The organism is Salipaludibacillus agaradhaerens, from assembly GCF_002019735.1.
Taxonomy (GTDB): Bacteria; Bacillota; Bacilli; order Bacillales; family Salisediminibacteriaceae; genus Salipaludibacillus; species Salipaludibacillus agaradhaerens.
In genome coordinates this window covers 2,401,902-2,419,101 of sequence record NZ_KV917378.1, presented here as the reverse complement: position 1 = coordinate 2,419,101, position 17,200 = coordinate 2,401,902, and the positions used below count along the sequence as shown (strand labels likewise).

General features: G+C 42.2%; 10 protein-coding genes. 9 read left to right on the top strand and 1 reads right to left on the bottom strand.

Annotation, left to right across the window (positions count from 1 at the left end):
* Positions 1-13: 13 nt before the first annotated feature.
* From BK581_RS11265 to BK581_RS11230, 8 genes are all read left to right on the top strand, one after another.
* The gene (locus tag BK581_RS11265) at positions 14-829 is read left to right on the top strand and encodes an alpha/beta hydrolase (protein WP_078578270.1); all 816 of its coding nucleotides are present in this window, start codon (positions 14-16) and stop codon (positions 827-829) included.
* A gap of 372 nt (positions 830-1,201) precedes the next feature.
* Complete coding sequence (locus BK581_RS11260) at positions 1,202-1,987, top strand: 2,3-dihydro-2,3-dihydroxybenzoate dehydrogenase (RefSeq protein ID WP_078578269.1); 786 nt, start codon at positions 1,202-1,204, stop codon at positions 1,985-1,987.
* Positions 1,988-2,008: 21 nt separating this feature from the next.
* Positions 2,009-3,256: an isochorismate synthase DhbC gene (dhbC, locus tag BK581_RS11255; protein ID WP_078578268.1), complete on the top strand. Its 1,248-nt coding sequence runs from the start codon at positions 2,009-2,011 to the stop codon at positions 3,254-3,256.
* Positions 3,240-4,868 carry a (2,3-dihydroxybenzoyl)adenylate synthase gene (locus tag BK581_RS11250; RefSeq protein WP_078578267.1) on the top strand — a complete coding sequence of 543 codons (1,629 nt, stop codon included), beginning with the start codon at positions 3,240-3,242 and terminating at the stop codon, positions 4,866-4,868. Before dhbC ends, BK581_RS11250 begins: the two co-directional genes overlap by 17 nt.
* Positions 4,869-4,942: 74 nt before the next feature.
* Positions 4,943-5,848, top strand: coding sequence for an isochorismatase (locus BK581_RS11245; RefSeq protein ID WP_078578266.1), 906 nt, complete (start codon positions 4,943-4,945; stop codon positions 5,846-5,848).
* A gap of 86 nt (positions 5,849-5,934) precedes the next feature.
* The gene (locus tag BK581_RS11240; protein ID WP_078578265.1) at positions 5,935-13,068 is read left to right on the top strand and encodes an amino acid adenylation domain-containing protein; all 7,134 of its coding nucleotides are present in this window, start codon (positions 5,935-5,937) and stop codon (positions 13,066-13,068) included.
* Positions 13,069-13,092: 24 nt separating this feature from the next.
* Positions 13,093-13,293: an MbtH family protein gene (locus BK581_RS11235; protein WP_078578264.1), complete on the top strand. Its 201-nt coding sequence runs from the start codon at positions 13,093-13,095 to the stop codon at positions 13,291-13,293.
* Between the two features lie 128 nt (positions 13,294-13,421).
* Positions 13,422-14,192, top strand: coding sequence for a 4'-phosphopantetheinyl transferase family protein (locus tag BK581_RS11230; RefSeq protein ID WP_078578263.1), 771 nt, complete (start codon positions 13,422-13,424; stop codon positions 14,190-14,192).
* A 466-nt stretch (positions 14,193-14,658) separates the two neighbouring features.
* Here the strand turns inward: BK581_RS11230 and BK581_RS11225 are convergent, their stop codons facing one another.
* A complete protein-coding gene (locus BK581_RS11225) occupies positions 14,659-14,874 on the bottom strand; it encodes a hypothetical protein (RefSeq protein ID WP_143709666.1) in 216 nt (71 codons plus the stop codon).
* A gap of 335 nt (positions 14,875-15,209) precedes the next feature.
* Here BK581_RS11225 and BK581_RS11220 point away from each other — a divergent pair, with 335 nt between their 5' ends.
* Positions 15,210-17,135 (top strand): BglG family transcription antiterminator, encoded by a 1,926-nt coding sequence (locus tag BK581_RS11220; RefSeq protein ID WP_078578261.1) that lies wholly within the window; start codon positions 15,210-15,212, stop codon positions 17,133-17,135.
* Positions 17,136-17,200 lie beyond the last annotated feature (65 nt).

Sequence of the window (17,200 nt, the reverse complement as noted above, 5' to 3'; positions counted from 1 at the left end):
GGGTGTCATAGTTATGAATTTGAGTGACTTTCCTAATAGCCAGGTCATGTTGTCCGGTACGAGACAGTACGAGATCGTCTCACATGGAAACCGTCATTACCGCCTGTTAGTGTCCGTGCCACAAACAGAACCACCTCCTGATGGCTATCCAGTGATTTATGCATTAGATGGGAATGCTGTCTTTGGCACTTTTTTTGAAGCTGTTACGATGCAGTCGAAAAGGGAGGAGAAAACAGGAGTGTCTCCCGCCATCATTGTTGCTATCGGCTACCAAACCGACCATTTATTTTCGTCTGAACGATTTTTTGATTACACAACTGGTTCCCCGGTTATGTTAAAGCCTGATGGGGGAAAGTGGCCACCACATGGAGGAGCCGAGCAATTCTTGTCATTTATAGATACCGAATTAAAGCCGCTGATAGAAGGGAACTATTCTATTAATAAAAAAAAACAGACCCTATTCGGTCACTCCCTAGGTGGGTTGTTTGTTCTTTATGCCTTGTTATCCTCCCCATATTCCTTTCACTATTATGTTGCTGGAAGCCCTTCTATCCATTGGCATCCAGATAAAATGATACGGTTAGCCCGTGAATTTCCGAATCGTCTAGTGAATCAACATATATCGGCTCATGTTGTAATAGGTTTAGGCGAACAAGAGCGCTATCATAAAAGCAATATCGGTCAGTGTGCTGTGAACATGTATGGCATCCTTAAACCGTATGAAAGGCTAGGGTTAACGTCTGAATACGTGGAATTTGCCGGTGAAGGGCATGGTTCTGTCATGCTTCCCCTTATTAATCGAACGATACGCTATTCATACGATCCTTAGAAAACATCTATGTCAGATGCGAAAAACTTGTCTTCCTAACTATTAACTAGTCGTGATCGCCTCCCTGTTATGCTTTAAAAACAGGGAGGATACCGTCTTTAATCATTTTTATCACAGCTAACCGCCGGTAATGTCCTGATTGAAGGTTCGCTTTTATCTCACGGCACAATGTTATCCTCTTATTTCTGTTACCTCATCATCGCAATCAAACAACATACTTCAAGTTTTGAACCCACCCGTTAACAATTTATTTTTTGTAAAAAGAGTAAAAAAGAACCATTTATTTTAATGAGCATAACCAGTATTATAAAAATACACATAAATGATAATGATTATCATTATCATTAATTTAAATGAAAAGAGGTGGAGTCGATGACTTATGAAGGGTTAGCTGGAAAGGTGGCTGTTGTCACCGGCGGGGCACAAGGGATTGGCGCAGCCATCGTTCGAGCTTTGGTAAATCAAGGAGCGACAGTAGCAGCGGTCGATTGTAGCGAGACATTTGTTGAGAAACCGCCTCAATCGTTAGCAGAAAATGAAGAAACTGTTCACCGTTTTAAGTGCGATGTGACAGAGAAAGAAAGTGTTGATCATCTGATACAAACGATTGAGACAACAGTTGGTCCCATCGATATTTTAGTGAATGTTGCTGGTATTTTAAAAACAGGCGCTATACATGAGTTATCTACGGAGGATTGGCATGCAACATTTGCCGTTAACACAACCGCTTTGTTTTATATATCGCAAGCTATCAGCCGGTTTATGATCACTCGCCAGGATGGCGTGATCGTGACAGTAGGTTCTAATGCGGCTTATATACCACGGATGGATATGTCAGCTTATGCTGCATCTAAAGCGGCAGCGACGATGTTCTCAAAGTGTCTTGGTTTAGAATTGGCGCAGCATAATATCCGGTGTAATAGTGTATCTCCTGGCTCTACAGATACTCCTATGCAACGAAACATGTGGAAAGACGACAATGGAGGACAGCGTGTGATTAATGGGAATAAGCAAGAGTATCGCACGGGAATTCCGTTGAAAAGAATAGCTGAACCTACAGATATTGCTGATGCTGTTTTATTTCTCGTATCTGAAAAATCGCGTCATATTACAATGCATGACATTCGTATTGATGGTGGGGCAACACTTGGAGTTTAAATCAGGATGGAGGTACATGTGATGAAAACAAGCATGCCACATATAGAGAAAGCTGAACAATTGCTTTACGATTATACGCCTGAATCTTCTTTCTTTTTAGCCTCTTCAAATCATACATTATTGGCTAATGGTGTCTTCACATGTCTAAGAGACGATGCTATGTCTAAGTATCACTCCTTACAAGAGCAGGTGCATGCCGCATTAGATAAAGCTAAGCGCTATGGATTGAGTGAGAATCCGCTAGTAGTAGGGGCTATACCTTTCAATTCTGAGCAACAAGCGTATTTAAAGGTCCCACTTTTTACAAGTTGGTCTGATGCTCTGCCTTTCAAACAGATGACGAATATATCAGGAGAAGCTCCGGTGTCGTCATACACGATTAAACCTGTGCCATTGCCTGAGGAATACGAACAGGCAGTCAATCAAGGCTTAAAGAGAATTAGCACGGGAGAACTGAAAAAAATTGTCCTATCGCGATCACTTGAAGTCAAAACGGAAGAAAAAGTAAACATCCGAGACTTATTATATCGACTTGCTATGGCGAACCCTGACGGCTATACATTCGCTGTGAACCTAAATGACGATACAACGTTAGATAGTGGTCAGAGAGCGTTAATTGGGGCAAGTCCAGAGCTATTAATCTCAAAAAACGGATTAAAAGTAACTGCCAATCCGTTAGCTGGCTCTGCTCCAAGAAGTCATAATCCGGATGAGGATGCTCAGCGTTCATCCGCTTTACTTAAATCTGTAAAGGATCGTCATGAGCATGCAGTCGTTGTGGACTCGGTAGTGGAAGCGTTAAAACCTTTTTGTAAGTCACTCCATGTGCCAGAAGAGCCGTCGCTCCTTCATACAAAAACAATGTGGCATTTATCTTCTGTTATTGAAGGCACGCTGGCATCTGAAGAAGTGACGTCGCTTCAATTAGCTCAAGCACTTCATCCGACACCAGCAGTATGCGGGACACCGACTATCACTGCTAAAAAGGCGATTCAATCGATTGAGCCTTTTGATCGTGGGTTGTTTACAGGCATGGTTGGTTGGAATGACAGTCGTGGAGACGGTGAATGGGTAGTGACGATTCGATGTGCGGAGGTGGCAGATTATTCGCTGAAGCTTTTCGCAGGGGCTGGCATTGTTAACGGCTCTACTCCAGAAGGCGAACTAGCAGAGACCTCCGCTAAATTCCAAACGATGCTGCAAGCGATTGGGATGTCTCGAGATGAGGCAGTTTTGATAAGGGGGAGAAAGGATGCTGAAACATTATAAGCCTTGGCCTGAAAAGTTAAAAACGCGTTATAAAGAATTGGGCTGCTGGGAAGACAAAACGTTCGGTCAAATGTTAAGCGATCGTGCTAGCATATACGGCGACCGCACGGCCATCGTCGATCATCAGTCAAGAGTTACCTATAAAGAATTAGACAACCGAGTGAATCAGTTGGCGGCAGGGCTTCAACGTATCGGACTATCTCGTGAGGACCGGGTCGTCGTTCAATTGCCGAATACATTGGATTTTATAGAGGTGATTTTCGCCCTTTTCCGACTTGGCGCTATCCCTGTTTTTTCACTCCTTTCCCATCGTGACAGTGAGATTCGTTATTTTTGTGAATTTAGTGAAGCGAAAGCATATATCATTCCAGGAGATGGATACGGTTATGGCTTCAAACAGTTAGCTAAGAAAATACAAACAGACGTCACAAGCGTGGATACCATTATCGTGGCAGATGAGGATGGCGGCGATTTTTATTCATTAAACAACTTGTATGAAAATGAGACTGCATTACCAGACATAAAGGCAGACGATGTGGCATTCTTCCAATTGTCAGGTGGAAGCACAGGCTTGCCGAAAATGATTGCCCGGACACATAACGAATATATGTATAGTCTTCGAATGAGTGCAGACGTCTGCCAACTGGATGAGACAAGCGTTTACTTAGCCGTATTACCAGCGGCTCATAACTATCCGTTAAGCTCACCTGGCGTGCTCGGAACGATGTATGCGGGAGGAAAAGTTGTCCTTTCTAAAGGAGCAAGCCCAGATGAAGCATTTCCACTTATTGAACAAGAAAGGGTCACCATAACAGCGATTGTACCCCCTCTTGCGTTAATTTGGCTTGAAGCAGTTCCGACACGGCATTATGATTTATCATCCCTTCGTGTCCTACAAGTAGGAGGTTCTAAACTCAGTGCGGAAGCTGCGAAAAAAGTAACGCCTGTCTTTGGTTGTACATTACAACAAGTATATGGCATGGCAGAAGGGCTCGTTAATTACACACGTCTTAATGATTCCGATGACGTGATTATACAGACACAAGGAAAACCAATGTCAGTTTATGACGACATTCGTGTCGTCGATGAAGAAGATAATGAAGTGGCACAAGGAGAGATCGGCGAGTTGTTGACAAGGGGCCCCTATACCATTAGAGGCTATTATAAAGCCGAGGAGCATAATGAGAAGGCTTTTACGGCAGATGGCTATTATCGAACTGGGGACTTAGTTCGTGTCTCGGAGGACGGCTATATAACAGTAATAGATCGCGTGAAGGATCAAATTAATCGTGCAGGTGAAAAAATTGCTGCTGAGGAAGTTGAAAATTATTTGCTGGCCCATCCAGCAGTGAGAGATGTGGCTATCGTCGCCATGCCTGATAAATGGCTTGGTGAAAAATCATGCGCCTTTGTTATCTCTAGAGATCAAGACTTGAAAGAAACTGATCTGATAGCCTTTTTACGAACGGAAGGACTGGCTGATTATAAGATGCCTGATCGTATTGAATGGATGGCAAATTTTCCGAAAACAGCGATAGGTAAAGTAAATAAAAAGGAGCTACGACGTCTCATTAAAGTTAAATTGAATGAACATAATATGGCGAAAAAGTAACGTAATAAAAAATGAAGCTAAAAAATTGTCGTTATCATGCTAGTGATGACCCATTTTAGAGAGGAAGTGACTTAATGGCAATACCGACGATTAAACCTTATCAGATGCCAACGAAGACAAATCTCCCTGAAAATAAAGTACCGTGGAATGCTGATCCAAAGCGTTCTGCTCTTCTTATCCATGATATGGAGAATTACTTTTTAGACAAATATGATCAAGAAACGTCCCCATTTACTGAACTTATTCAACATATTCAACAACTGAAAATAGAATGTGAGCGTCTAGATATTCCAGTTATTTATTCCGCGCAGCCAGGTGGTCAAACATTGGAAAAACGGGGACTCTTATATGACTTTTGGGGAAAAGGTGTGCCGGATAACGAGGAGAAAACAGCGATTCATAACTCGGTGGCACTGACAGGTAACGATATATTACTAACGAAATGGCGTTATAGTGCCTTTAAGCAGACGAATTTGCTTGAAATATTACGAGAAAAGGGCCGAGATCAACTGATGATATGTGGTGTATACGCGCATATAGGCTGCTTAATGACAGCAGGTGAGGCATTTATGGAGGATATCCAGCCTTTTATGATCACAGATGCGATAGCAGACTTTTCAGCTGAGTATCATCGGATGGCCATCACTTATGTAGCAGAACGTTGCGGGGTTGTGTGTTCCACAGACCAACTCATCGAGGACTGGCAGGAGAATACTCCTGTACAAGCAATCCCTTCCGCCTTACCAGAGACGAAGGATGATTTACGTCTGCAAGTAGCTGAAATCATGGATGAATCAGTAGAGAGTATGACGTTACGTGACAATTTGATCGAAAAAGGCTTGGACTCTATTAGGATAATGAGTCTTGTTGAAAAATGGCGACAGGGAGGGGCAGAGGTGACATTTACTGATTTAGCTGAACAACCAACGCTAGAGCAGTGGTGGGCTCTACTTACAGCAACATCAGAAACAATCTATTAATCTTACTAAGTAATTTAGATGAACGTATTTTTTCTAAACTAAGAGATTGAAGGTTCGATTAATGTTAAGAGGGAGGTAAAAAATAAATGGATCAACAGCAAAAACGTCTGCCTCTAACAGAAGCACAGGCAGGTATTTGGTTCGCTCAACAGTTGGACCAGGGGAACCCTTTATATAATACAGCGGAGTATGTGGCGATTGAGGGAGCCATTGATCCGCGTTATTTCGAACAAGCTGTTCGTCTTGTATTAAAAGAAGCAGAAGCTCTTCATGCCACGTTTAATCAAACGGGAGAAGAGAGTTATCAAGTTATTGCCTTATCTGATCCTATCACCTTTCACTTTAAAGACTTCAGCCAAAAGAAGGACCCTCAATCAATGGCTTTGCAGTGGATGGAAGTGGATATAGCGGAACCAATAAATTTAATGTCTGACGCCCTTTTTACGCAAGTCTTATTTAAAATAGCAGATAATTGCTATTGGTGGTACCAAAAGATTCACCATATTGCCATTGATGGTTATGGTTTTTCGCTCCTGTCTCAGAAAGTGGCCTTTGTCTATACACAGCTCATACAAGGAAATAAGGTTGACAATACATTTACTTCCTTTATGAAAATGATAGAGGCGGATCTTCACTATAAGGAGTCTGAGAAAAAGGAACACGATCGTGATTTTTGGAATAACCATTTTAAAGTTTTTTCGGAAGTTGCCACGCTTGCTTCAAGTCATGGGAAGAGGGCAACAAAGCTAGTGCGAGCAAATGCATGCTTGACGAAAACAGACGTGGAGGATCTAAAGAAAACCGAAAAGAACCTTCAAGCTAATAGTTATGAATTAGTTATGGCAGCGACTGCCCTCTATCTTTATAAAATGATAGGAAATGAAGAGATTATTATTGGGTTACCAGTGATGAATCGCTTAGAGCCTGCAGCGATTAATACCCCTTGTATGGCCATGAATATCGTACCATTTCGCGTTTTTGTGACACATACGATGACATTAACACAACTGATTACAGCCATCAAAGAAGAGTTTATTCGAATTAAACCACATCATAAATATCGCCATGAACAATTACGCCGTGATTTAAAACGAGTGACTGACCGTCAGCAGTTATTTGGACCACAGGTAAACATCATGCCCTTTCATGACACGTTAAATTTTGCAGGACATAAAGGATACATTCATCCGTTAGCAACAGGTCCAGTAGATGATCTGGCTATTAACGTCAGACTTGGCGGCGATGGTATGTCGGTTGATTTTGAAGCTAATGCGGCAAGTTACACGGTAGAACAGTTACAAACACATCATCAGCGATTTCTTTCTTTGCTCCAGACACTTAGTCAGCAGGTACCTACTACACTTATTGCCTCAATCGACGTGCTATTACGTGAAGAAAAACAACTCGTACTGACAAATGGAAGAAATAACACAGCCCAAACAGTGAATGGTGATTTTATACAGCGGTTAGAACAACAAATGGCGAAGTTGCCTCATCAACTAGCCTTAAAATGTGAAAATAGGTACTTAACATATCAAGAAATGACTATCCGTATCAACCGATTGGCCAAACTGCTTGAAAATAAAGGAGTTCGTACAGGTGATTACGTAGCTGTTGCCTTGCCTCGGACGGAAGATACTGTGATCACGATGTTAGCTATTCTTAAAACTGGGGCAGCGTATTTACCTTTGGATATGGATTATCCTGTGGAAAGGCTCCATTACATGGTGGAGAATACACGTCCTATATGTGCCGTCACAACAGTTGAAGAGGAAAGGAAGCTGCCACTTACAAGTTATATGGACGTCATCAAACTTGATGAGTCAAAAACAATCGAGCAACTGAATCAAGAAAACGGTCCTTACACGGCAAAAGCTGTGACAGCGGCACAACCGGCTTATGTGATTTATACATCTGGCTCTACAGGCAAGCCGAAGGGAGTCGTGATTTCACGTCATAGTCTTACTAATTTTTTAATGGCGATGGATGACAAGATAGGACTGCACACAACGGATAACTTTCTGGCGGTGACAACGATCGCGTTTGATATATCTGCTTTAGAGATGTATTTGCCATTAATTAGTGGCGCTAGACTTGTCATTGCGAATAAACATGCAGTGAAAGACCCGTCTCAGTTATCACAACTATTAGAAGAGGAACAGATTTCAGTCATGCAAGCTACACCAACATTGTGGCATCTGCTCGTCACATATACACCTCAGAGTATACGTGGTCTCAAAGTGTTAGTTGGAGGTGAAGCCTTATCGGAAAAGCTGTGTCATCAACTGGTAAATGAACAGTGTGCCATCATAAATTTATATGGTCCGACAGAAACGACGATTTGGTCCACGTTGCAGCCTATTTCATTTCATGTGACTGGAACACCTTCTATTGGAAGGCCGATCTGGAATACGGACGTATTTGTGCTGAATGATCATTTACAGCCTGTCCCTCCAGGCATACCAGGGGAATTATATATTGCCGGTGATGGTCTTGCTTTAGGCTACTTAAATCGACCTGATTTGACGTTCGATCGGTTTGTAGCTAATCCTTACGGTCGTGCGGGTAGTCGCATGTATCGAACAGGTGATTTAGTGAGTTGGCAAGATGATGGGTCACTACATTACATTGGACGAGCTGACTTTCAATTAAAAATACGTGGTTTTCGTATTGAACTGGGCGAAATTGAATCTGCCATTCAACGCCAATCCTATATTGAACGGGCAGCAGTTGTTAGCCTAGAAGATTCCCAAGGAGATAAACGACTGGTGGCCTATGTGGTCCCGTTGGTTGGAGATACTTTTGATGACGTGAGGTTAAAGCATGATATTAGTGCGTCTTTACCAAACTATATGGTGCCTTCTGCGGTTGTGCCACTTGAATCTTTCCCTTTGACACCAAATGGAAAGATTGATCGTAAAGCGCTGCCTCTTCCAGAGATGGAGAGTCATAAGGGTGGACGCCAACCGAGAACATCTCAAGAAGAGTTATTGTGCAAGTTATTTGCAGAGGTCTTGTCGATCTCTCATATAACCATTGATGATCATTTCTTTGATTTAGGGGGGCACTCATTGCATGCTGTCAGTGTGATGAGCCGTATTCGTGACATGTTTAAAGTTGATCTTCCAATCGGGGCTCTATTTGGTGCACCGACAGTGGCAGAACTAACGGAAGTCATCAATCAAGGGACAGAAGACACAATACCAGCTGTTAAACGAGTTGAACGCTCTCATCACTTGCCGTTATCATTTGCTCAGCAGAGGCTTTGGTTCCTACATTACATGGAAGGACCTCGTCCCACTTATAATATTCCAGCGGTCATACGTTTAACAGGGGAGCTAGATAAAGAGTGCTTGCAAGATGCTATTCATGAGGTGATTGATCGGCATGAAACGCTTAGAACGATTTTTCCCAATGATGATGGAACAGCTAGGCAACAGATCTTGCCTAAAGGACATGTTCGGCCAAAAGTGAGATGTGCCAATGTGACGGAAACGGAGTTAGCGAGGTATATAGAAAGTGCTATCACATATGGCTTTGAATTATATGAGGAACCGCCTATTCGTATACATTTGTTTAAAACAACTGAAAAAGACGCCGTCTTATTACTGTTAATGCATCACATCATTGTGGACGGATGGTCATTTACACCGTTATTACAAGATATCTCACATGCCTATAGGGAACGCTTGTCTAAAGGGGCAGTAACTTGGGATGAGCTGCCTGTCCAATACGGTGACTATGTGTATTGGCAGCACGACGTTTTAGGCACTCACCACTCGAATTCTCCCTTTGTTGCACGACATATGGCCTATTGGAAAGAACAATTGACTGACCTTCCTGATGAGCTGAGGCTGCCAGTTAATTTTTCTCGCCCGGCAGAGTCCAGTTTTTTGGGAGGAGTAGTCCCGTTGAACCTCAGTGCGGAACAGCACGAGCAGCTAATTACTTTAGCAAAAATGCATCACGTCAGTCTCTTTATGCTATTACAGGCAGCCTTTGCTACCCTTCTCAGTCGTTTAGGGGCGGGTTATGATATTCCGATTGGTACACCTGTGGCAGGAAGGCAAGATGATGTACTTGAAGAGCTTGTAGGTTTATTTGTGAACACCATTGTTTTACGGACAGATTTGTCTGGCAACCCTACGTTTACCGAGCTTTTACAACGCGTGAGAAAAACTAATTTAGGTGCTTATGAGCATCAGGAACTTCCATTCGAACACCTTGTAGAAGCGTTGAACCCATCTAGATCTCGCGCGAGACATCCGTTATTTCAGGTGATGTTTGTCTTTCAAAATACGCCAGACCCATCACTTGATTTGCCGGGAGTGTCCAGTGACTTTGATATTAAAAGTGTCGGATCCGCTAAATTTGATCTCACATTAGAGTTGAGAGAAACGAAAACGGTAGACGGGTCACCGGCTGGTCTAACAGGGCTTTTTGAATATAGTGCAGATTTATTTAAACGAGAAAGAGTTGAGGCTATTGCCAAGCGGTTTACTCAATTACTAGTAGAGTTAGTGAAGGACCCTACTCAGCCAATTAGTGGTTATCCTATCTTGTTACCAGAAGAAGAGGCGACTTTAAAAGGCACCCATGCTTTCGAACTTGTGACACAGTCATTGACCATTCCGCAGCTCTTTGAAAAACAGGCAAATTTAACGCCTGATAATATAGCTGTCACAGTAGATGGCACAGTGTTGACATATGATACGTTAAATCGAAAAGCCAATCAATTAGCACGCCATTTTCTAAAAAAAGGGGTGGGGCCAGATCGTATTGTGGCATTGGCGTTGCCTCGCTCCCATGACTTAATTGTGGCTATTCTGGCTGTGTTAAAAGCTGGCGCAACGTATTTACCGTTAGATCCCGATTATCCGAAAGAGCGGCTTACTTATATGGTGGAAGACGCCAAACCGATGATGGTAGTGACCAACGAGGGGCTGATGTCTCGTTTAGCGCATGACGAACTTAAACTTGATGACAAAAGGATACAGGAATCATTGGTTATGGAAAGTTATGAAAATCTCACGAATGATGAGCGACTTGCACCACTTTCATCTGACCATGCAGCCTATATCATTTACACCTCTGGTTCAACAGGAAAGCCAAAGGGAGTCGTCATTCCACATAAAAACGTGGTGAGGCTGTTTGAAGCGACCTTCCATTGGTTCCAGTTTTCAGAGCATGACGTTTGGACGATGTTCCACTCTTATGCCTTTGATTTTTCAGTATGGGAAATATGGGGGGCTTTGCTTCATGGAGGAAAACTCGTTATTGTTCCTTATGGAGTGAGCCGAGCGCCAGACCAATTTTTACGACTTCTTGTGGCAGAAAAGGTGACTGTTCTAAATCAAACACCTTCTGCTTTCTATCAACTCATTCACGCTGACACACAAGATAAAACAAGCTCTGAGCGTCTACATTTACGATACGTGATTTTTGGCGGGGAAGCATTGGAATTGCGCCGATTGAAAACCTGGTATGAACGACATGCCGAGGATGAGCCGAAACTGATCAATATGTATGGGATTACGGAGACAACCGTGCATGTTAGTTATGTAGCATTAACAGAACAAATGGCTCTTGATGGGAGTGAGAGTGTCATAGGAGAACCGATCCCTGATTTACATGTTTATGTGCTAGATGAATGTCTACAGCCAGTGCCAGACGGTGTTGCTGGAGAAATGTATATTACTGGTGAGGGATTGGCAAGGGGCTACTTAGGTCGTCCAGATCTTACGTCTGACCGTTTTGTAGCAGATCCATTTGGCAAGCATGGAGAAAGAATGTATCGAACAGGTGACGTGGCCAAACGCGACACGGATGGCACACTCTTGTACATCGGACGATCCGATCATCAAGTAAAATTACGTGGTTTTAGAATTGAATTAGGGGAAATTGAATCGGTACTTGAAGCTCACCATAGCATTGCTCAAGCAGCCGTGGATGTCAAGGAAAGACATGCAGGTGATAAGCGGCTCGTGGCTTATATCGTGCCACAAGAGAAGCTCGAACCAGCGAGCATTAAACAATATGCTAGCGAATTTTTGCCAGACTATATGGTCCCTTCAGTCATGATGATAATGGACAAACTGCCGTTAACGGCAAACGGTAAGCTTGATCGAAAAGAGCTACCGGCTCCTGATTTTTCTGAACAAGTCATAGGGACTGGGCCGAGAACGCCACAAGAGGAATTGTTGTGTGAATTGTTTGCTGATTGTTTAGGAATCCCTGAGATTGGTATTGACGATCATTTCTTTGAGCTCGGTGGTCATTCATTGCTAGCGGTAAAACTGATGAGTCGTATTCGAGATACTCTCGGCATTGAATTGACCATTGGGGATTTATTTGATGCCCCTTCTGTAGCAGGACTAGCAAGTAAGCTTGAAATGGGTGAAAGCACGAATGCCTTGGATGTTTTAGTACCTTTAAGGGCCACAGGCACCAAACCACCGCTATTTTGTGTCCATCCTGCTGGTGGACTTAGCTGGTGCTATGCAGGACTGATGAAATCCTTAGACGCAGAGACGCCGCTTTATGGCATACAAGCGAAAGGAATTAGTCATGGTGGTCAATTACCGAACACATTAGAAGAAATGGCTCTGGACTATATTCATCATATGAAAAAAATTCAGCCTGAAGGACCATATTATTTGGTCGGTTGGTCGCTCGGTGGAAATGTCATACACGCCATGGCAGTTGAGTTACAACGGCGAGGTGAGGAGGTTGACTTAGTAGCGATGTTAGATGCTTATCCGAGTCATTTTCTTCCGATGATGCAAAAACCGAGTGAGGAGGAGGCACTCGTCGCCCTGTTAGCTTTAGGAGGTTATGATCCTGATAATGTCGGTGAAGGAAAGTTGACGATGGAAAGGACGATTGAGATTCTCCGTAGTGATGGAAGTGCACTCGCTAGTCTCGACGACGAGACGATAAGAAATTTAAAGCTCACGTACGCCAATTCAGTTAAGCTGCTTGGTGAATACAAACCAAAACCTTTCAATGGGGATGTGTTATTTTTTAAATCAACGATTATTCCAGAGTGGTTTGATCCAATTGACCCTAACACATGGAAACCATATGTGAGCGGGAAATTGATGAAATATGATATGGCATGCCGACATAAAGATATGTGTCAGCCAGAGCCGCTTGCAAAAATTGGCCGTGTTATTTCTAAGAAGCTTCATCAATCTAAGCATACTGTTCATTTCACATAAAATTAGTGAAAGGGGAGAGACATTTTGGCACATCCGTTTGAAAGTACAGAACATCATTACATGGTTTTAATAAATGAAGAAGGACAACATTCATTGTGGCCAGCAGTGATGGCAATTCCTGAAGGCTGGCACGTTGTGTTTTCTGAAAATACCCGAGAAGCGTGCGTAGATTATGTTACACATCACTGGTCAGATATAACTCCAGCGAGTTTGAAAGAAAAATAGAGTTCAGTTCAAAAGCTATCTCCAAATACAGCGCTTTGGAGATAGCCTTCTTTATATAGGCGTGAGCTAACCGCCAGTAATGTCCTGATTGAAGGTTCGTTATATGTTAAGAAAGGTAGGCGCTAACCATGTCTGAATGGGCGCAATTAACGACTGTTCCACCATTAAAAGAAAAGGGCTGTTATGTTTGGAGTATTAAGACACATGCCTACCATCCGGACTATGAAGACATGCTTACTCATGAGGAAGTACAACGAGCAAAGCGGTATCGCCAAGTGATAGACAGGAAACGGTTTGTCCTTGGTGCTGTCTTGACAAGATTTATTTTAGGTAAGGAATTAGCTATAAATCCCCTTGATATAACGATCATCCGTACGTGCCCTACGTGTGGTAAACCGCACGGCCAGCCTCGCTTGCCAGCTGAAAACATTTATTGGTCTGTGTCTCATTCAGGAGAAGAAGTCGTTGTTGCTTTTTCTCGATGCCTTCGTGTTGGCATTGATATTGAAAAAATTCAAACAGACATCGAGAACTTACCCGTTTCCGAGATACTTAGTCATGAAGAACTAGACCACTTTAATCATATAGTGCCTGCAGATAAACCAAACGTTTTTTATACGTATTGGACTCGAAAAGAGGCCGTTTTAAAAGCATTAGGAACAGGATTGAGTCAATCACCTAAATCCGTTCATTTTACCTCAACAGACGATGATCGTATCAACTGGATGATGAGTGAGCCAAAAGGTGATTCGAAAAAAGCGGGTGGACAGATTATCGATTTACCTGTAGACGAACATTACAAAGGCGCACTAGCCCTACTAAATGGTGATGCCCAAGATATTCCCATATTAGACGGAACGTATCTATTAGCACAAATAAGCCGTAAAGAGATGATTTAAAGTTATCAATAACATAGAAACGTAACCATGATTGAAAAGGTACAATAAGCTACAGTTATCCTCATGTTTAGAGGGACGGCTGTAGCTTTTCTAATGTTTTCTACAAAGCTTCTTTTAGATGCCATATGTTCGAATTCAAGCCATTTAGGAGTCACACTACTTCGATCTAGGGAAAGCTTAGTCACGTTTTCACTCCCGTAGGGTTAATTATTTGGTATATTAGTTTATGCCTGAATCCGTGAAGTCAGGTATTGATATGCCATCCATTTACTCGCTTTCCGCGGGCGAACCGCGAGCCTCCTCAAACGCCACTCCGTTTCGTTCTGCGGGGTCTCGCCTGGCTCGCTTTTCCCGCAGGAGTCTCGTAAATTCCTGTCATATCAACGGTACTCTTATGTAGGATTGTTTTATAAACTTACTAAATAGGCCTCACAAAAAGCACTTTTTGTAAGCTGAACAAACTATTTCATTCCAAAAGGTAGCTGAAGTTCGGTGCATAACCATCACACCCTTTATACTTGCGACTCACCCCTTCCTTCTTGGTGTTTGAGTTGTCAAACGGAGACACGTCTATATCCAGGGGGACGAACATTGTTTCTCCATCCTGAAATATTGTTGGTGTGACCGGTGAATCAAATTGCCCGATAAGCTGTGCGGATTCTTCTAAAATGAAATTCATCATAACCACCTTCCTGGTGAATAAGATTTTGAACTGATTTTCTAATTACAGCAAGGTTTGAAAACTCTTTTTTTAATTCACTCGAAGAAGTGGAGGGCGGCGACTCCAGCGGGAAAAGCAACAGCGGAAGACCCCGCAGTGAGCGTGTTTTGGCGAATGAGGAGGCTGAAGCGTTGCCCGCGGAAAGCGTCCGCCAGTAACGGATTCAGTTTATGACGTAGTAACAATGATTTTCCTATACGTAAAGGAAAAATGTTATGTTAAATGAACTAGAAAGCGCTTTTATAATAGTGTTAGATAGGAGAAGTGGGGATCATATAGAACAAGGAGGGGCGAACATGAATAATCGCATGCAGATCATTTTAAAACAGCTTATGGGAGCACGAGAACCTGTAACAAGCGAACAATTAGCCTCCCACATTCAAGTGACCTCCAGAACAATAAGAAATGATATTAAACAACTAGATCATTATTTGACACGTAATGGTGCTATCATTACAGCATTAAAAGGTAGAGGCTATCGTCTTGACATTACGAATGACGTTAAATTCAAAAACTTTCTTAAAAGAGATATTGACAGCGACAGACAAGAAGTACCTGTTGAGCCTGAAGATCGTATGACCTATCTTGTTAAAACACTTCTCTTACAGGATGATTATGTAAAATTGGATGAACTAGCTGATAATTTGTTTATTAGCCGATCAACCATTCAAAATGATATTCGTGATGTGAAAATTATTCTTGATAAATATGACTTAAAGCTAGAAAAGAAACCTAATTTTGGCTTAAAACTTATTGGAAAAGAAAAAAACATCCGCTTTTGCATGGCTGAATATTTATTTGACAGAAATAAGCTAGAATTCGGTATATCGGGTAAGCATTTAATTATCCTGCCGCCGAAAGAGATCGAAATGATTCGCGAAAAAATTATGGAATATGCTAAAGAGTACAAGCTCGTTCTCTCAGATGTTGGGCTACAAAACCTCGTTATTCATATCGCCATAGCATGTAAACGTATAAGAGATGAAAACTATGTGAGTATGATAAAAAAAGACTTCGATACAATTAAACATCAAAAGGAGTATAAAATTGCTGGAAAGCTTATAAGAAACATTGAAAAAGGCTTAAGCGTCAATTTCCCAGACAGCGAAATTGCTTATGTCGCTATGCATTTGCTAGGGACTAAGATGCTACTCCATCCGTCCATAAAAGAGGAAGAGGTCACACATTATATTGATTCGACTATTTACACAATCGTTCATCAGATGATTAAAGAGGTCGATCATGAGCTCGGTTTAAGTTTAACAGGAGATAAAGAGCTTGTTGGGGCGTTGGCACTGCACTTAAAGCCGGCGATGAACAGGTTTCACTATGGCATGAATTTAAGAAACCCAATGCTTGAAGCGATTAAAACCAATTATCCATTTGCTTTTGAAGCAGCAGTGATTGCATCTAAAACGGTTGAGAAACAGTCACGCGTTACGATAGATGAGAACGAAATTGGCTATCTAGCCCTCCATTTTGGGGCAGCCATTGAAAGAAGTCATGCCGGTAAAAAAACAAAAAGGTGCTTATTAGTCTGTGCTACAGGCGCAGGGAGTGCCCAACTTCTCTACTATAAATTACGTTCTCAGTTTGGAGACGAGTTAAGGATCGTAGGCACAACGGAATATTATAATTTGAAGCATTACTCGTTGGAAAATATAGACTTCATCATTAGTACCATTCCCATTCAAGATAACGTAGGCGTGCCGAGTCTTGTAGTAAGCACGATATTAGGCAATGACGACTTAGATAAAATACAGGATATCATGACGAAAAGACAGAGCGTCATCCATAACTATTTAAAGAAAGACTATGTTTTTTTGCAGCAATCATTTCAAACGAGGGAAGCGGTCATTGAATTTCTTGGTAGAAAATTAGTGGAGGATCGATTAGTGGATGAAAGCTATATCACTTCAGTGCTAGCAAGAGAGGAAGCATCACCAACTAGTTTTGGTAATTATGTAGCGATCCCCCATCCCCTTGACCCAAAGATAAATGACACGTTTTGGATGATTTGTACACTTAAAAAACCAGTGGATTGGGGAGGAAAGCAAGTCCAATTTGTCTGTTTATTAAATGTCAGTTATCAAAATAAAGATGAACTTAAACCGATGTATGACAAACTCGTGCGCATTGTTGATCGAAAAGAGACCGTACAACAGCTCATTAACAGTGAAACGGTAGATGAACTGATCGCTATTTTTGAATCGGTGAACTAAATAACAAAATAGTCAGTACGAAGCGAACAAGAGTTGGGACGTGAAAATTGAGACCTCCTAGCTCT